The 17,843-nt window shown below is 35.6% G+C and carries 17 protein-coding genes; 6 read left to right on the top strand and 11 right to left on the bottom strand.

Annotated features, from left to right (window positions below; genetic code table 11):
• Nucleotides 1-3 precede the first annotated feature (3 nt).
• Nucleotides 4-1,707: a DL-endopeptidase inhibitor IseA family protein gene (locus tag MT489_RS21170; RefSeq protein WP_244683551.1), complete on the top strand. Its 1,704-nt coding sequence runs from the start codon at nucleotides 4-6 to the stop codon at nucleotides 1,705-1,707.
• Nucleotides 1,708-1,768: 61 nt separating this feature from the next.
• Here MT489_RS21170 and MT489_RS21165 read toward each other — a convergent pair whose 3' ends face one another.
• Nucleotides 1,769-3,160 (bottom strand): vWA domain-containing protein, encoded by a 1,392-nt coding sequence (locus tag MT489_RS21165; protein WP_244683550.1) that lies wholly within the window; start codon nucleotides 3,158-3,160, stop codon nucleotides 1,769-1,771.
• 188 nt (nucleotides 3,161-3,348) lie between these two features.
• Between MT489_RS21165 and MT489_RS21160 the strand changes: the two genes are divergently transcribed.
• Complete coding sequence (locus MT489_RS21160; RefSeq protein WP_244683549.1) at nucleotides 3,349-4,038, top strand: DUF421 domain-containing protein; 690 nt, start codon at nucleotides 3,349-3,351, stop codon at nucleotides 4,036-4,038.
• Nucleotides 4,039-4,128: 90 nt separating this feature from the next.
• On the opposite strand, the gene MT489_RS21155 is transcribed toward MT489_RS21160, so the two are convergent.
• The gene (locus tag MT489_RS21155; RefSeq protein WP_244683548.1) at nucleotides 4,129-5,142 is read right to left on the bottom strand and encodes a DUF3231 family protein; all 1,014 of its coding nucleotides are present in this window, start codon (nucleotides 5,140-5,142) and stop codon (nucleotides 4,129-4,131) included.
• Between the two features lie 116 nt (nucleotides 5,143-5,258).
• Between MT489_RS21155 and MT489_RS21150 the strand changes: the two genes are divergently transcribed.
• Nucleotides 5,259-6,263 carry a DUF3231 family protein gene (locus MT489_RS21150; RefSeq protein ID WP_244683547.1) on the top strand — a complete coding sequence of 335 codons (1,005 nt, stop codon included), beginning with the start codon at nucleotides 5,259-5,261 and terminating at the stop codon, nucleotides 6,261-6,263.
• A 6-nt stretch (nucleotides 6,264-6,269) separates the two neighbouring features.
• A complete protein-coding gene (locus tag MT489_RS21145) occupies nucleotides 6,270-6,719 on the top strand; it encodes a hypothetical protein (protein WP_244683546.1) in 450 nt (149 codons plus the stop codon).
• A 15-nt stretch (nucleotides 6,720-6,734) separates the two neighbouring features.
• On the opposite strand, the gene MT489_RS21140 is transcribed toward MT489_RS21145, so the two are convergent.
• Entirely contained in the window at nucleotides 6,735-6,968 is a 234-nt protein-coding gene (locus MT489_RS21140; RefSeq protein WP_244683545.1) for a YczF family membrane protein, read from the bottom strand.
• 119 nt (nucleotides 6,969-7,087) lie between these two features.
• On the opposite strand from MT489_RS21140, the gene MT489_RS21135 reads away from it, so the two are divergent.
• Nucleotides 7,088-8,170, top strand: a complete 1,083-nt coding sequence (locus MT489_RS21135; protein WP_244683544.1) for a GerAB/ArcD/ProY family transporter — start codon at nucleotides 7,088-7,090, stop codon at nucleotides 8,168-8,170.
• 31 nt (nucleotides 8,171-8,201) lie between these two features.
• On the opposite strand, the gene MT489_RS21130 is transcribed toward MT489_RS21135, so the two are convergent.
• The 4 genes from MT489_RS21130 to MT489_RS21115 all read right to left on the bottom strand — a co-directional run bounded on the left by MT489_RS21130 (nucleotide 8,202) and on the right by MT489_RS21115 (nucleotide 13,184).
• On the bottom strand, nucleotides 8,202-9,431 hold the full coding sequence (locus MT489_RS21130; protein ID WP_244683543.1) for a Ger(x)C family spore germination protein: 1,230 nt from the start codon (nucleotides 9,429-9,431) through the stop codon (nucleotides 8,202-8,204).
• Nucleotides 9,421-11,037: a spore germination protein gene (locus MT489_RS21125; protein ID WP_244683560.1), complete on the bottom strand. Its 1,617-nt coding sequence runs from the start codon at nucleotides 11,035-11,037 to the stop codon at nucleotides 9,421-9,423. The genes MT489_RS21130 and MT489_RS21125 overlap by 11 nt, the downstream gene beginning before the upstream one ends.
• Before the next feature lie 280 nt (nucleotides 11,038-11,317).
• Nucleotides 11,318-12,070 (bottom strand): hypothetical protein, encoded by a 753-nt coding sequence (locus MT489_RS21120; RefSeq protein WP_244683542.1) that lies wholly within the window; start codon nucleotides 12,068-12,070, stop codon nucleotides 11,318-11,320.
• A gap of 226 nt (nucleotides 12,071-12,296) precedes the next feature.
• Complete coding sequence (locus MT489_RS21115) at nucleotides 12,297-13,184, bottom strand: peptidylprolyl isomerase (RefSeq protein ID WP_244683541.1); 888 nt, start codon at nucleotides 13,182-13,184, stop codon at nucleotides 12,297-12,299.
• A 310-nt stretch (nucleotides 13,185-13,494) separates the two neighbouring features.
• On the opposite strand from MT489_RS21115, the gene MT489_RS22535 reads away from it, so the two are divergent.
• Nucleotides 13,495-13,656, top strand: coding sequence for a DUF6199 family natural product biosynthesis protein (locus MT489_RS22535; protein ID WP_483308114.1), 162 nt, complete (start codon nucleotides 13,495-13,497; stop codon nucleotides 13,654-13,656).
• A 57-nt stretch (nucleotides 13,657-13,713) separates the two neighbouring features.
• Here MT489_RS22535 and MT489_RS21110 read toward each other — a convergent pair whose 3' ends face one another.
• The 4 genes from MT489_RS21110 to MT489_RS21095 all read right to left on the bottom strand — a co-directional run bounded on the left by MT489_RS21110 (nucleotide 13,714) and on the right by MT489_RS21095 (nucleotide 17,834).
• Entirely contained in the window at nucleotides 13,714-15,123 is a 1,410-nt protein-coding gene (locus tag MT489_RS21110; protein ID WP_244683540.1) for a sensor histidine kinase, read from the bottom strand.
• Nucleotides 15,120-15,821, bottom strand: a complete 702-nt coding sequence (locus MT489_RS21105; protein WP_244683539.1) for a response regulator transcription factor — start codon at nucleotides 15,819-15,821, stop codon at nucleotides 15,120-15,122. Before MT489_RS21105 ends, MT489_RS21110 begins: the two co-directional genes overlap by 4 nt.
• A gap of 90 nt (nucleotides 15,822-15,911) precedes the next feature.
• Nucleotides 15,912-17,138 carry a S1C family serine protease gene (locus MT489_RS21100; protein WP_244683538.1) on the bottom strand — a complete coding sequence of 409 codons (1,227 nt, stop codon included), beginning with the start codon at nucleotides 17,136-17,138 and terminating at the stop codon, nucleotides 15,912-15,914.
• A 96-nt stretch (nucleotides 17,139-17,234) separates the two neighbouring features.
• Nucleotides 17,235-17,834 (bottom strand): VanZ family protein, encoded by a 600-nt coding sequence (locus tag MT489_RS21095; protein WP_244683537.1) that lies wholly within the window; start codon nucleotides 17,832-17,834, stop codon nucleotides 17,235-17,237.
• Between the last annotated feature and the right edge of the window lie 9 nt (nucleotides 17,835-17,843).

Raw genomic sequence — 17,843 nt, 5'->3', positions numbered from 1 at the left:
CTTATGAGAAATGTTCTATTCGTGCTAGCGGCCTGCTTTCTCCTAAGTGGATGTAATATGCTCCCTGAACCGGGAAGTTTAATACAAGCACCTAAGCTCGCGTCCGCTACGTCACTTGAAAACGAAAGCATTCAAACAATTGCTAAAAAATATTTACCAAAAGGAACAACCATGTTAACTGCGAATGCTCCCATAAATAGAGATTCAGTACTTTATGCTGATTTAAATGGAGATGGACGAGAGGAAACAATTGTCTTTTACCAATCAAAAAATAACCCTGATCAAATAGGTATGTTTGTTTTGGAAATGCAAAAAGGCGAATGGAAAAAAGTCTTTGCCAAAAAAGGATTAGGATATGAAGTCAGCTGGGCTAGCTCATCTGATTTAACCGGTGACGGAAAAAAAGATCTGTTGGTCGGCTGGAAAATTGGCAGCTCCGCAGGAAATGTACTTGAGATTTATTCATGGGGCGACGAAGGTCTAAAACAATTGACCAAAGTAAATTATCATATTTTGGAATCGATCCAAATTCAAGACGAACCCAATACAAGACTTGCCGTATGGAAAAAAGATGTAAATGATATTTACGATATTCAATTATTAAAATGGGATAACGGTTCACTAATAGCGGACGAAGAACATTATCCGACTTATTTTCCTAAGGCCATTGATTATTATAAAAGTAGAATCGAACGGGTTCCCGACGCATCATACTACTGGTATCATCTTGCGGACGCACAATTGAAATCCAATCATCCTGAACAGGCGCTAAAATCCATTGAAAAAGGCATGTCACTCAAAACAATCGTACCAAGTTATAACCAATTTTTAGAGCTCAAAGAAAAGATTGAAAAAAGATTGCAGGAATTTAGCAGCCCTGATATTCAATACGAAATACGTGATTCCGGCATTACCCTCGATATACAAAAGGAGATTGCACCTTATATAACCATTGAAGAAGGGAATGCTCCAATGGTTGGAAATGCAGTTTCTGTTTATGTATCAGCGCTCGAAGAAAAGAAAGCACTCTTGTTTACGATTGAGATTTATTCAAAAGACATGTATAGTTCCGAGGAAGATTCTGATCTAGAAAAAATTGCAGAAAATGATCAATATATTTACTTTGCAAGAAAGAATATGGAGGATATGAACCTATCCGGATTGAATGCTGAGGCAAAAGATATTTATGAGCAAAGCTTTGCACAAGTAGATAAAATGATTGCCAATGTTCGACCAGGTCTCATTTACCCAACATATACAAGTCTAGAAGAATCAGAAGCGGTAAAATTGGCCACAGAAGCTTCTAATAAGTATTGGTATGTGACGAGCGGAGGAAATATTGCTGGTGAAATTCAGATGTTCACTCATGAGGATATGGAATACCGTTATTTAGGGTCAGATTTAGATACAAGGGAAAAACTAAATGCTTTTCTCGGAGAATCGTATACATCCAGCACGATTCAATCTTATATAAACCGCGTTAAGATAATAAATCATAAAGGTAAACTAGCCCAACCTAATGCAGACGGTGGATCTATCGTTAATCATGAAAAAGCCATTGTTGTTGGTACTAGAGACACTGGAAGTGAAAAAGAATTTGATTTGAAAGTTCCCCTTGGCTCAAGTCTTTACTATGAATATATCCATGTGGTTTTCTCAAAAACGAAGGACGGATGGAGAATATCTTCGGATATTGGGACGTTTTAAAGATTGTAAACCGGCAAATCAACATAATGATTTGCCGGTTTTTTGTTACAAATAACAGCCTTTATTCGTTTTTCTTTTCATCCATTTCTTCTATCTTCTTACTGCCTTCCTCTTCATATTCCTGGAACTGTTTAGATCCACTTTCAACAGTTTCTAGATAAGCTTTGGCCCCGTTTTCTACGGCGTATGTGTATTTTGAACTTCCGTATTCCACAACCATGGAATAGACTTCCGAAATGGGGTGGCCAATCTCACTGAATCTTTTCTTTAAATAGTTCTGCGCGGACTCCATTCTTTGTTTTTCACGAACAGCTTTCTGTTCTAAACTAAGTTTCGTTTTAACTGCTAGTTGTTCTTTTTCTTGTTTTACTTTAACGGTCTCAAGCTTTCCTTCATTTTTCCATTTAATCCACGCCATTTTAATCTCTTCATATTGTACTTTCATATATTCCTTTAAGTCACGTTCTGAGGACACATATGTAAACTCCCCGTTACCAGCGCTCGCTACTTCCTTTAACAACTTCTGTCCTTCATTATCCACATCAAATCCAATAATATTTACGACTGTTTCAATTTCATCTGTTGCCAAAGCTTTCGCTGCTTTAACAGGGTCCCCACCACATGTTTCAATTCCATCACTCACAACATATACAACGACATCATCGGCATCTTTAGGTATATCTTCTTTCACTTTTTCTAGAACAAGGCCAATTGGTGTCCACCCCGCAGGCTGTACTTTTTGTAGAGATTTTTGAAACTTGCTATTATCAAAAGTCCCATTATAAAGACTTTCCGTACTACTGCATGATAGTTTCTTATCAGCCTCGCCGCCTGATCCTTTATGACCGTATACCCGCATCGATATCGTTGCCTCTTCAGGAATCTGTTCAGCAAATTCCTGAACCGCCTCTTTTGCTGCTTCCATTCGCGTCTTATTTCCAGACATGGCCTTCATGCTGCCGCTTGCATCGATCAATATTGCAAAGTGGGCTTTTTTTAATTTGGGCGTATCAATCGATTCATCTGGACGATCAATATTCACTTTGACACTGGAATCAAAATGAAGGAGAGTTTCCAATTCCTCATGGTAATCTTCCGCAAATAAATATTTAAGTTCTTCCAAATATTGTTCCGGTGTTAAATTGTCGGGCAACTGGTCCAGTGCCTCGTTAACTTTAGCTTCATCGTATTGCTCCCCACTAAATATTCCAGGGTGCCTAAGCATTTCTTTTTCCAAATCCGTTAGTTGGTCTGGGGCTTTAATATCGAAATAATTAACTTCTTTAGGTATATATTCCTCCACAGGCTGAGTGACTTGAGCAACTTCTTCATTCTCTTCCACTTCTTCTATCTGATTCTTAGAAGAAACTTGTTTATTATCGTCCTTTTCATCTGAACTGCATCCACCAAGAAATATGGATGCAAAGAACAATCCAATCCAAAATTTCTTCATACATATCAACTCTTTCTATACATTCTCCCCATAAATGATAATGAAGACTATAACTAACATCAATGAAATACTCCCAGATTAGTCCTTTATTCACAGAGGAATATTGACGCATAGTAAAAAAGTTATAACGAAAAGTAAAATCTTTAATTTTAAAAAGTTGGGTATATAACATCCAAGGAGGTATGCAAATGCTCTATTTAGATACAGTTATAAAACTTGTTCTTGGATTACTTGCCCTGCTTGTTGTAACAAGGCTTCTTGGAAAGAAAGAAATGGGGCAGTTTACGCCTTTCGATTTTGTATATGCATTGATTTTAGGAGCACTACTTGAAGAAAGCTTATATGATGACAAGATATCAGTATTTCAAATGCTTTTCGCCGTATTAGTTTGGGGAATTCTAATTTATTTAGTTGAAGTTCTTGCGGTTAAAAGTACACCATTCAGGAAGATAATAAAAGGTGAACCATCCATTATCGTTAAGGATGGACGTTTAGATGTTTTAGCAATGAAGAAAAACCATATAGAAATGGAGCAGCTTCGGACGATGATGCGTGAGCAAGGTGTTTTTTCTCTGAGTGAGGTTCGTGATTTATATTTAGAGCCTGGTGGAACCATCAGTATAAAGAAACATGCAAAAATGGAACCTCCCACTGCGGAAGCCCTCAATATCGGGGTTGACGATGAAGCACCTTCCATTTTACTTATCGACGAGGGAAAAATAAAAAAAGAAAACCTCCAAAATGCAGGCAAATCTAATGAATGGCTACAAGATGCACTTAAAAGAGAGGGATATCCACTAATATCCGATATTTATGTCGCAGAGTGGTCTCCAACAAATGGATTTTTCATTAAAACTTATGAAGATTATAATGGTTGATTTCCTTATACCTGTTCCATATTTTCAAAATAGAGGTGACTAAGTATTCTTTGTCACCTTCTGGTATCATTCTTATTCTCAATAAAATAATTAGTTTTTGTTTTTAGCTAGTTTTGTACGGTCCTTTGTACCAGGTGGCTGCTCTAGCCAATTATTTTTAATCATTATCGTTGCTCCATCTTTAGCAAATTGTGCAATTTCAAGAGATAAACGCTCATAATTGACTACTAAATCACTTCTTTGGCTAGCAGCTGCTGCCATAGCATAATTCCCTATACCTGCAGCACTCAAAAGGGACATTTGGAACATGATTAATTTATCCGAGAATGTTGGCGTAGTCGAATTGCTAATTGCTACGTCTGGTAATTGCGGTGATTCAATATCATTTTCCAAAAGGGTAGATGCGAATATTTTAACATGCTTAATTGATATTTCTTTTCCACGCAACATATATTCTTGGATTTCCTTCGTTGGTGAAGTTTGAGAAAACCCAATACATAGTTTAATCCCAATTGAATTTGTCATTACATTCGCATACAAATGGGTAATTTCGATGGCGTTTAATGGGCGTTTGCTGCTTAATGGATTTAATCCACTTAAATATTTTTTACTATCGATAAAGTCAATTTCTTTAGGCACTTCAATATATGGGTGTCTTGCATTTACTCCTTTTACTATGGCAATATTTTGCGACTGATTATATAAAGTAGTCGTGTTGTTTAATGCTTTTGTAAAGTAAGATCGTATATCTTCTCTCGAACACATTGAAATAATTCCGGCATAAGAAAGTAGACCTACTTTTGCCATATGATTAACATATGTCAGGCAAAATGTATCAGAGAAAAGCCTCGGTGCTTCCATATTTACATTCCTCTTTGTAAAACCATTTGGGGGAGCAAATTTCTCTTGTTTGAAGAATGCCAATAACTTGTCCATATGATCGGATGCCAAGTCAAATGCAAACTGGATAATGGGTTTAATATCTTGATCCTCAATATATTTTAGCATTTGCTGAAGAACATATTTAGACATACTATCGTTCATATAAGCTGTCCATAAAGAAGCAATTTCAGCAGATGTTAAAGGGATATTCTTTTCACTCACCACAAACCCTCCAATTTATGTCAAATAAATCCTCTTTATATTTCATCTACAATCATAAGTTTTCCCGTACTGGAAATACTATACGAAGATTAATGCGAAATGGAGATGATGATTAAATGACAAGTCATGAACATATAAAATTAACAGCCAGTGAATTATCTAATTTATTTACTTCTTATTTAGAAGATACATTAGTCGTTTGTGTTACCTCCTATTTCTTGGAACATGTAGACGATCCTGATATGAAGGAGTGCATAAAATATGCTCAAGAAATAGCAATAGGGAATGTTGATTTCAGAAGGAATATGTTTAAAAAAGAAGAACTGCCAATTCCTGTAGGTTTTTCCGAACAAGATGTCAACGTAAAAGCTCCAAGGCTCTATAGTGATGAAATGATGCTTCAATATGTTACTAATTTAGCGATAACAGCAATGGGTGCATATAGTTCAATGATTTCTGTATCAGCAAGACACGATATACGTGATCATTATACAATCTGTTTACATCAAGCAGCTGAATTATTTAATCGTTCAACAGATTTATTACTAGAAAAAGGATTATTCATCCGCTCCCCTTATATCCCATATCCAAGCATATCCGAATTCGTTGAAAAAAAGCATTTTCTAGCAGGATGGTGGGGAGACCAAAGACCATTAACAAGTATGGAAATCTCCTTTTTATATTTAAACTTATTTCGAAACTCACTCGGAGGAGCATTTTTGACAGGTTTTTCACAAGTTGCCGAGTCAAAGGCAGTACGTAAATTCATGGTAAGAGGAGCTGAAATTGCGAAACACCATGAAGCTGTTTTTTGGAAATTTTTATCGGAAAGCAATATCACTACTCCGGTTTCATGGAGTCTCACTGTAACAAGATCCCAAGAACCTGTGTTTTCAGATAAATTACTAATGTTTCATACAAATGCCTTAAATAATGTTGGAATGAGCTTCTATGGGCAAAGTCTAGCAGGTAGCCCACGTAGGGATTTAACAACTGCATATAGTCGTTTAATGGTGGAAATCGGGGAGTTTGTATCAGATGGGACACAAATGATGATTGACAACGGATGGTTGGAAAAGCCTCCATCTGCACCAAACCGTGAAGAATTAGCGAAGGGTTAAAACGATGTGGATGCTAAAGAAAAGTTATTTTGGAGTATTGCTCTCCCGGGCTTCGGACAACTATTAAACGGTAGATATGTAAAAGGAATCGTGCTTATTTTGTTGGAATTTCTCGTTAACGTACAATCGAATTTCAACACTGTCATTATGTCCAGTTTTCATGGCGATATTGAAACAGCTATTTCTCAAGCGAATTTTCAGTGGCTCATGTTTTACCCCTGTCTTTATTTTTTCGCTATGTGGGATGCATATAAGGATGCCGGAGGCGGAAAAGAAAAGTATTCCTTCCTCCCTTTTGCATTTTCGGCTTATTTTGTAACAGTTGGAACCATTTTTTCCACAAAGCTTAGACTGTTTGGTGTATTACTAGGGCCTATTTGGTTACCTATATTAAGCGTTATTCCAGGACTTGTTGTAGGTTTTTTGATAAAAAAATGGATGACTAAAGGAACATGACAAAACGGCATTTTATCAATGCCGTTTTGTCGGTTTTCCTGTTCCTTTTTGTTTTAGAAAAAGAAAAATAATAATCGATAGTGGATACCCAATTAAGATTATTTTTTCAGATATAATCAACGGACTAAAAGGTCGAAACCAATCTCGAATTGCCTCTCGTATGCTAAATCCCAGAAAAAAGAAATCAATACTTAAACTAAAAAACATTAAAAGAGCAGAAATCAACAATACAATTCCTATTACTTTCAATTTGTAATCACTTCCAATGTTTAACTGATTTATTCTGCTTTAGTTATAAAAAAGGGATGATTTGGGCAAAACGGAGAGTGAACTCATTATAGAGTTTACATAAAGGAAGTGATCCATTCGTGGAAAAAGCAAAAATTAGCTCACTGCAATTATTCATTCTTATATTATTATTTGAACTTGGCAGTGCTTTGCTTGTACCTCTAGCCATAGATGCGAAACAAGATGCCTGGCTTTCTATATTAATTGCGATGATCAACGGCTTTTTTGTTTTTTTAATCTTTTACCAGCTTTATAAATATTATCCCGATATATTGCCAACCACTTATTTACAAAAAATAATTGGAAAATTTCTAGGACGGATTATCGCTTTTACGTATATTGTTTACTTATTATACTTAGCTGCAAGAGTGTTGCGTGATTTTGGTGAAATGTTAGCTGCTGTCGGTTATCGTGAAACCCCTCTTTCTATTAATAATCTATTACTCATTCTTATAGTTTCTTATTCTGTTCGAAAAGGTATAGAAGTGTTAGCTAGAACTGGAGAGTTGTTTTCTATTTTTATTTATTTCCTTGCAATAATGGGATTTGCCTTAATTGCTTTTTCAAGCTTAATCGATTTAAATAAATTACGACCAATATTAGAACATGGTCTTATGCCTGTTTTAAAAGTTGCCTTTACTCAAGTAATCTTCTTTCCTTTCGGAGAGATATTTGTGTTTTCAATGTTATTTCCTTATATTAACAATCCGAAAAAAGTAAAACTCACAGTGTTCCTTGCCCTCGGGTTAAGCGGAATTAACTTAGCCATCGTAACAGCAGTTAATGTTAGCGTTCTCGGTGCAGCCACCGTTTCACGTTCATTGTTTCCTCTTCTTACTACAATCCAAGCCATTGAATTGGGTTTTTTAGAAAGACTTGATATTTTTTTTATGCTTGCCTTAATCATTTTAGGTTTCTTTAAAATAAGCATTTATGTATATGTTGCTCTTATTGGTACAGCAGATCTTTTCAATATAAAGCAACCTTCCAAGCTCGCTTTTCCTTTTGGGTTTGTCGCTTGGTTTTTTTCCTTGGCCGTTGCAAGCAATGTGACCGAACATTTCCAAGAAGGATTATATGTCTTCCCCCTTTATTTCCAGCTCCCTTTTCAGATTATTTTTCCATCTATCATATTGATCATCGCTTTTTTAAAAAATAGATAATGCCAAAAGCTCTTTTTATAGGCTCTTGGCATTATTTTTTTTGTTTTTGATCCATCTGAAATAAAAATGGATTCGTCTTTAAACCTGTTCGTAATATAGAAGCATCAACTGTAATTTTTACTTTTATTTCCGGAAATCTCTCGTCGTTCCAGTCTTGGTTTAGCGTCTTCCATGTGTCCGGATTTGAACGATATATTTTCTCACCAAATCCAAATATGTCGGTTTTATTTTGTTGGGCTAGTTTTATTGCAAATTGTATTTTTTCTTTGATTTTTTTTTCTAACTTTTTTTCAATTTCTGCTTGTATCTTCCTATCATTAATGTTGATAGGTGCATCTACTTCTCCTAAATCCCCTTTTACACGAATATATATCGAAAAATTAGGTATTGAATCATCAAGTTCATATGATACCTTGATATTATCTCGCATGACTTGGTATGAGATTGCATCTTTTGACTCTTTCCAGTCTACCGTTATATTGGCTTCTTTAACTTTGTCTAAAATCCAAACAATACCTATTCCATCATATTCATCAACCCAATTAATTAGTTTGTCACCTTTAAAAACGCCAAGTCCAGCAGCATGAATAGTCGCCTTCGGAGATGTATAATGTAGATTTTCAAGCTGTTTACCTGCTTCTAAATTTCCTTCTGCCGCATATCCCGGGATGACAGGCTCCTTTCCAGTAGTTGTTAAATCTTCAATAATTTCTCGAACATTAACAATAATATTTCCACCCCATTTTTTCTCAGAAAACTTTAGATTTTCAATCGCCTTCTTTGCAGGAATTTTATCAATAGGAGTGACGATTGATAGTATGTCGGCAGCTTTCGCATTACGAGCAATTGCAAAGTTTGTAGTAGTACGGAACTGTACATCCCGATCTAATGCATCTAAAATGTTCGAAATGCCATCCTCCCTTGCGATATCTTCACTCACAACAACTAAATTAGTATGGGCGTAATATAGTAGTCTTGATACTTTTATAGACGCCCGTCTACTTACATCTACAATATTTTTGCCAGTTGCGGTATAAACCGTTACGGCCGTTCCCTCACCTGCTGAGCCACCCTGCAAGCCGCCGGCCACATTAGTTGGATTTACAATTTGAAAGGTTCCTACATACATGCCATTTTCATCTTTATCGATGCCAAGTGCTGTTACGATTGCAATATCCGTCAATTCTTTCTGACTTCCACACCCCGTTAAGAAAGTGATAATTACGAAGTGGCTGAATAAAAGAATCCATTTATTTTTCATCTTTTTCACCTTTTTTATTTCTTCGTGTAACCATTCCTCGATTAATTGGAGGTTTCGGACTTGGCATATGCTCTCCATGTAAATTTTCTTCATCATTCATAATCAAATTAGCTTTTTCTCTTGTTGCCCATAACGGTGTACGTATAAGCGTATCACCTAGATTACCTGGTGAAAGTGGTGCAAAAGGAGTCATATATGGTACACCAAAGGAGCGTAAACTGCACAAATGAACGGCAAGGAAAATAATACCAAGAATTACTCCATAAAATCCAAATATTGCAGCAACTCCCATAAATAGAAAGCGAATTAAACGTGCAGAAATAGCCATTGCAAAAGACGGAGTAGCAAAGTTAGCAATCGCTGTTATTGAAACAATTATTACCATTGCAGGTGATACAATACCTGCTTGGACAGCTGCTTGCCCAATAACGAGTGCTCCCACGATTGATATAGCTGACCCGACTGCTCGTGGCATTCGAATTCCTGCTTCTCGCAATATCTCAAATGTAATTTCCATCATCACTGCCTCTACAAAAGCTGGAAAAGGAACTGATTCCCTCTGTGCAGCAATAATGATTAGTAACTCTGTCGGGATCATTTCTTGGTGAAAAGTTGTTGCCCCAATATAAACAGCCGGAGCAATAATCGATATTAAGAAATTTAATGATCGTAAAAAACGTAGAGCACTCGCTATATCGAAACGAGCGTAATAATCTTCAACAGACTGAAAAAATTGAATAAATACTGCAGGGGCAAGAAGTACAAAAGGTGTACCATCAATAAAGATGGCAACCCTGCCTTCAAGAACATTACCTGCGATGACATCCGGCCTTTCCGTATGATATAAAGTTGGAAAAGTTGTCAGTGTTTGATCCTCAATTAACTGCTCAATATATCCTGACTCCAAAATACTATCAATATTTATTTTAGTTAACCGGCTCCTAACTTCCTCTACAATTCTTGGGTTAACAACCCCATTCAAATACATAATGGAAACGTCCGTTTTGGTCTTTTTTCCAATTTTCATTGATTCAACCCATAAATCCGGATTTTTAATTCTGCGTCTCACCAAAGCCAAATTCGTTAGAATAGATTCTGTAAATCCATCTCGAGGACCACGTACTGACACTTGGCTTTCAGGCTCCTCGATAGATCGTTGTTCCCCACCTCTTGTACTTGCAATTAAGGCTTTATTATCACCATCAATAACAAGGAGCGTATCACCATCCATTAAAGACTGGAAAAAGTCTTCCCAATTACTCGCTATTTTTATGCCACCGAGACTCACTCCATGTCCAGCTAAAAGATCAAATAATTGTTGTGGAGTACCGTCATAACGATCTTGATTTTCCATAATCGGTTCAACAATAAATTCGTTTATATTATTTTCATCTACAATTCCTTCAACATAAATAATAGCAATTTTTGTTTTTCGTTCTACATCAATATTCAAAGTCCTTATTGTAATATCTGGACTATTTCCGGTCTTTTGTTTAATCGTATCTAAATTTTCATTTAGCGATGTATATAGCCCCTGTTTCATATGCATATTCGGTTTTGGCTGCTCTTGTTGCTGTCGCTTATTTGTCCTAAAAAATGAGGGCATCGATATTGGACCTTTCTTCGCTTTTATTCTTCGTTTTATCCATATACATACGTTTATATACAATCCATTCAATGTTTGATAATTACTCTTCTTTATTAAGAAATGAACAAGGCGCAGCTTTATGCTACAAACAAAGTTCTGAAAAAATTCTGCACTTTGTCTTTTAGTGGTTCAGGTTATTAGACCTCGAGCCTATGAACCTAGAACTACGCAATGAGGGCTTATACTTTTCGATTTATCCAAAAAGAAGGAGCTCTCATATTAGAAAGCTCCTTTCCTGTTATTCACCCTGATGATGGTCTTCACGATGCTCTTTGAAGAAATAGATTTTTTCTTCTTTAAAAGGGAATAGTTTCATTTCCCTTGCTTTTTCACCATGGTTGATCATGATTTCATGAAAAATTTCTTTAGGTGTTTTTCCTTCTGTACTAACACCTAATTTTTCAGCAGCATTGTAAATCATCTTATCATGGACTTCTTTTCCCAACTCGTTAATATTTTTACCTTCGGTCGAGATTCCCATTTCGTTTGCATATTTTAAAACCTTAGCTTCATATATTTCTCGTTTGACTTGTTTAAAGTCTTTTCCTTTGGTGGATATACCAAACTCCAGCGCTTCTTTTTTAAGCTTAGCTTCTTTTACTTCCTTCATAATGGTTTTATCATCTTTGCCTTCTGTACTGATGCCCCACTCTTTTGCGATTTGTTTTGTCCATACATGTCGAATTTCTTTTTTAAGCGTTTCAATATCCTTGCCTTCGGTTGAAATTCCAAGAGCTTCCGCATGTTTTTTAATATAAGCCTCTTTCAATTCCTTATGAATCGTTTGGGCATCTTTACCTTCTGTTGAAATTCCCATTTCTTTTGCTTTTTGTTTTAACATCTCAAGATCATGGGTGAATTCACCTTTATGATGATAATTCGCAATATTCTTGTGTTCTCCGCCTACAGCTTCTGTGTATAAGCTCCCTGTTGATAACACTCCTAGAAACAGGGCAACCGCAAATACATATGCCAATCCTTTCATATTCATCTTTCCATTCCTCCTTTATTTATCAATGTCACATCTGTTATCATGCCCGATATTCTTAACAAAAATGTTTGGAAATGGAAAATTTGTAGAATTGATGGACTTGAGGTTAAAGAATGATTTTAGAGATGTTTTACACCTCGTTTTCTCGATTTTCGCTAGCTTTTTCGTAAAATAAAAACGGCCTGATACGCGACAAACGTATCAGGCCGTTCAATTAATTATGCTTTTAAGAAACCTTTAAATTATTTTTAATATCGTATTTTGCTTTAATTCCTTCAAGCCAAGGTTGATATTGACTCTGAAGTTCTTTGTTAAACAATGTATCTTTAATTTCATCTTTATGATCTTCATATTTGGCGTCTTTTGCTGCCTTTTTGCCTGTTAACTTAATGATATGATAGCCATGTTCTGTTTTAACCGGTTCACTAATTTCCCCGATTTTCATAGAAAAGGCTTTGTCCTCAAATTCTTTAACCATTTTGCCTTTGCCGAAGTATCCCAAATCCCCACCGTTTTGAGCACTTCCAGGATCTTTAGAATATTCTTTCGCTAGTTCAGCAAAATCTTTTCCTTCTTTAATCTTCTTCTCTACTTCTTCAGCTGTCTTTTCATCATCTACTAAGATATGGCTAGCTTGTACTTGTTCCTTTTCATCAAAAGAATCCTTATTTTCTTCAAAATACTTTTTCATATCATCTTCAGTGATTTTAATTTTAGGTTCTAACATTTTTTTAATCGATAAATATTGAATAACGTCTTGTTCAATATCTTTTTTCGATAGTCCACTTTGCTTTAGAGCTGCGTCAAATGCATCTTTTCCGCCATATTGCTCAATATATTGATTCATTTCTTCTTCTTTTTCCTTATCGGAAATCTTTACTTTTTCTTTTTTAGCTTCCAATTCAATAACTTTCTTCTCAATTAATGAATCAAGAGTATCTTGTCCATAACGTTTCACAAGGACATCATTCAATTCAGCTTGAGTTATTTTTTCACCGCCAACATTCGCGGCGATTTCTCTTTTTGAAAAAGCAGCTGTAAAAATAGCAGCTAATCCTACTACTATTATTATAATCACACTTATCGTGAATTTTTTACTTGATTTTTTCTCCATTATTTTTCCCCCTTAGGACGTGAATAAAATTAGGATATCTAGAAAGTATGAACAAATTATTAACAAGATTTTAAATGTGTGTGAAGAAACAAGTAACTAACTGAAGAACTCAAAAAAAAGAAAATTGATAAGTCATATTATATCATCATTTGTTGATAAATAGGGAAACAATTGAAAATTTCTACTATTGAAACTTAACAAATTTTTAAACGTATATATTATTAGCAAATTCCCATTAAAACATTTTAAAGAGGGAGATATTATGGCTGATAAAATAACGGCGCCCATTTTACTAATTCCAGTATAAGGAGTGTTGATATGGGCTTATTTTTACCCAAGTGAAAGTTTATTATTGGGAACAAGATGGATGTATGAAGATGACCCAGAACCGTCTGAAGCGGCTATTCTTTACACGAAAATTACTTCTATAATCGGTATTGTTTTTCTTACTATCCTAATTATTTTGCATTGAAAAAAGCTTAGAGCAATAATAAGTTCTAAGCTTTTTTAGTCGATGTTGCAGTATATTTTACTTTTGTCCAAAAGGGAATTTCAATATAAATTTTGTTCCTTTTCCTTTTTCACTGGACACTTCTATTTGACCATTATGCATATTCACTAATTGTTTCACAATGGATAAGCCTAGTCCAAATTCTCCGTACGGATTGGTTGTTCTTGATAGCATCGCCTTGTAAAACCGTCCCCAGATTTTCTCTATTTCTTCGGGGTCAATACCAATCCCATTATCTTCTATTTCTATAATCGTATCATCCGCTTCGATACTACCTCTTAAAATGATGAATCCATTATCAGTAAATTGGATGCTGTTTTTTGTTATATTAATTAAGATCTGAGTTAACCTATCATAATCTGCATAAATAACTGCGTCCTCATCAACTTCAACGATTATTTCATTATGTTTTTCTTCAGCTAAAACATCTAATTGATCTTTAATGATTTCTAGCATTTCTTTTAATTGTATATCTTGTTTATAAAGCTTGATTTGGTTAGAACGAATTTTTTCATAATCGAGGTTTTCGTTTACAAGACGGATTAACCTTTTTGTTTCATTGCTTGCTAGCAACATCCCTTTCTCTTTCTCTGATTCAGGAATCATGTCGTTTCGAATACCTTCAATCACACCGCTGATTGTTGTAAGTGGAGTCCTTAATTCATGTGACACGTCAGCCATAAACTGACGCCTGCGATTCTCAAGACTTTCAATCTCTTCCATTGATATATTTAATTTTTCTACCATTTTATTAAAATCTCTTGAAAGTTCACCAATTTCATCAAAATCCGAGGAAGGGATCCTGACGGAATAATCCCCACCCGCAACAAGTGAGGTTGCTTCTCTAAGCCTTTTGATTCTCTTTACATGGAAAGCAGATAAAATCCAGCTAAGCATAAAGGCTACGACTGCTGCGATCATTACGGTATATAATAAATACTCGGTGATTTGAGATATAACTTGCCTAGACCCTTTGATGGGAGAAGCCAATAAAATGCCTCCAACAAATTGGTTATTATGAATATACGGAAGCAATACGAACGTAACTCCTTCTTCCAATCGTTTAAAATCTTGTTTCACGACAACCGTATAACCTTGTTTGATCTTGTTCCATTCTTCATCTTTAAGTTCTACAATTGGGGTTCTTCCGATTGAATAAATAATAGTAGAGCTTTGATCAAACAGACTATATTGTATATCGCGTCCCGCAAGTACACGTCCATACTCGGAAAGGATTTGCTGAGAATTTCCTCGGTTTCTTTCCAAATCTTTCAATATATTTTCACCGTAAGAAGTTAGCTCATCTATTTTATTTTCGTACACAAAATTTTTCATAAAATGGGCAAACAGCAAGCTTAATATTAAGAAAGCAATGATGATAACACTTACGTGACTTGCTAGCTGCTGGTACAAATATTTAACTCTCATGTTTGAGCATTACTTCCTTCTTCGAATTTGTAACCTACACCCCATACTGTTTGGAAGAAAGATTGTTCCTCGTTGTCAATTTTATTACGCAATCGCTTAATATGGACATCAACCGTTCGGTCATCTCCGTAAAATTGATAACCCCATACTTTTTCAAGTAACTGTTCACGCGAAAAGACCTGACGTGGATGCTGAACGAAATGAAATAGAAGATCAAATTCCTTTGGTGTCAAATTTGTAATAGGAGCATCATCAAGAAAGACTTCTCTCGTATTTTTATTGATCTTAAAGTGTGCCGTTTCAATAATGTCGGTTTCTGTTTTCTGATCCCTGATAGGATGATATCTTCTTGTCACTGCCTTAATTCTTGCCATGAGTGCCAAGGGACTAAACGGTTTTGTTACATAGTCGTCGGCTCCCATTTCGAGTCCAAGCACTTGATCAGATTCACTATCTTTTGCTGTTAGCATAATAATCGGAACCGATTTATTTTCCTGCCTGATCTTACGGCAAATGGTTACACCGTCCATATTAGGAAGCATCCAATCAATAATTAAACAATCCCACTCTTCATGGATGGCCCGATGATAGCCCTCCAAACCATCCGTTACAAAAGTTCCTTCAATGTTTTCTTTCGCAAAAAACATTTCTATCATTGATGCGACGCTTTCATTATCTTCAACTACTAAAATTTTCATCCCAGCTACACCACCTTTCTTTTAACTTAAAACGAAATGTAAAATTTAGCAAGAAAACCTCTTACTTATAGCAAGAGGTTTAGTTCTAAATTATTTACTAGCAAGAGTAAGGTTGATTGTTTTTAATTTTCCATCTCGATAAACTTCTAAGGATAATTTGTCTCCTGCTTTTAGCTTTGTATATAAATATCTCCGCAATTCACCTGAATTCTTAACTTTATTTTTATTAACGGAGACAATCAAATCTTTTACTTCAAGACCTGCCTTTTCAGCTGCTGACTTCGGCTCAATAGCAGCGACCATCACACCATCTTCAACAGTTACTGGTACACCTCGCAAATATTGTGGCGGAATTTGATCTAAATCTGCCAAACTCACTCCCATGTATGGACGTTCAATTTTTCCACTTTTAATGATTTCATCGATAATGGGTATAGCATCATTTATAGGAATCGCAAAACCAAGTCCTTCCACTCCACTTTCTGAGATTTTCAAACTATTAATACCTACGAGTTCACCATTTGAATTTATCAGCGCCCCTCCGCTATTTCCAGGGTTAATCGCTGCATCTGTTTGGATTGCATTCAAGTCCCACTCGCCAGCAGAAGTATTTACATTTACAGTTCGGTTAACAGCACTGACAATTCCTTGTGTAACTGTTCGTGAAAAATCAAGTCCTAGAGGATTACCAATTGCAACGACTTGATCACCAGCGCGTAACGCATCGGAATTACCGAACTTTAATACAGTATCAGCATATTTTCCATCCACTTTTAGGACTGCTAGATCCGTTAATGCGTCCGAACCAACAAGTTCAGCTTTCGCCTTTTCACCATTATAGAATGAAACTTCAATTTTCTGAGCGCCTTCAATTACATGGTTATTCGTTACAATATAAGCTTCGTTTCCATCTTTTTTGAAGACTACACCAGATCCGGAACCGACTTCAACGCTTTCTTCTATCGGTGAAAATTGGCTCCTCTTATTTTGGAAATTAACAACACCTACAATAGCTTTAGAAGTACTTTCCACCATATCTGCAAGTGATTTTGTATTAGCTGACACCTTCTGTACTGAATAGGAACTATCATTTGCTGTTTGCACGGTAGATTCTGGGGCACTATTATTATTTATTGCATTCGCATCTTTCAATAATGGAGTATACGTTACAGCTGTTAATGTTAATGCCGACCCAATTACACCAGCCCCCACAGTTGAAAAAAATCTTTTTAATCCTGTTTTTTTCGGTTTCAAATACGGTTTTGCTCTTTCTGTAGAATCTATAACTTCTTGATTTTGATCATTCATATCTGTCATCGTTTTTTCCTCCTAACGCTTGATTACTTGTTCTCATCATATCCAGGAGTTATTAACAAATTATGAACGATTGTTTAAAGGAAGATAAACAATAAATTAACGAAATGCTATTTTTTGGTAAGGAAATTTTAACAAAACGTAAATTCCATAGCCAATTACAACACCCATTGTATTTAAAATCACATCATCAATATCCGTGCTGCGTCCTATGAATAATTGGACTAATTCAATAAAACAAGTCACACTTAAGCCCAATAATAATATTTTCGGAAAAGTTTGCAGCCTCCTCCAAAGGATAGGTACAAAAATTCCAATCGGGGAAAACACAAATATGTTTCCTACGATATTTATTAGCGATAATCCGCCCCAGTTATCTACATTTGCATTTGTGGTGAAAAAATATTGACTAATCGTGCTGAAGGGTAACAGATTTACGTGGGCAGCATCATTAAACAGATAAACATCAAAATAGAATTCACCAGTTTCCCCTAAGATTCCAGCATTCCACATCGGAATAATGGTTTGTGAAGACAGTCCAATTATGTATAAAACGAATAGAGCAAGTATCAATTCACGTGTAGGTTCTACTCGCTTTTTCTTCTTTTTCAAAAAAATTACTCGACCAATAATATAGAATGGCAAAGCCACAATCATATATCCTAGCATTTTTATAATGTACATTTTTATTAGACTCATATTTCATCC

The sequence above is a fragment of the Lederbergia wuyishanensis genome, from assembly GCF_022900255.1.
Classification (GTDB): Bacteria; Bacillota; Bacilli; order Bacillales; family Bacillaceae_C; genus Lederbergia; species Lederbergia wuyishanensis.
This window is presented reverse-complemented; position numbering and strand designations above follow the sequence as displayed.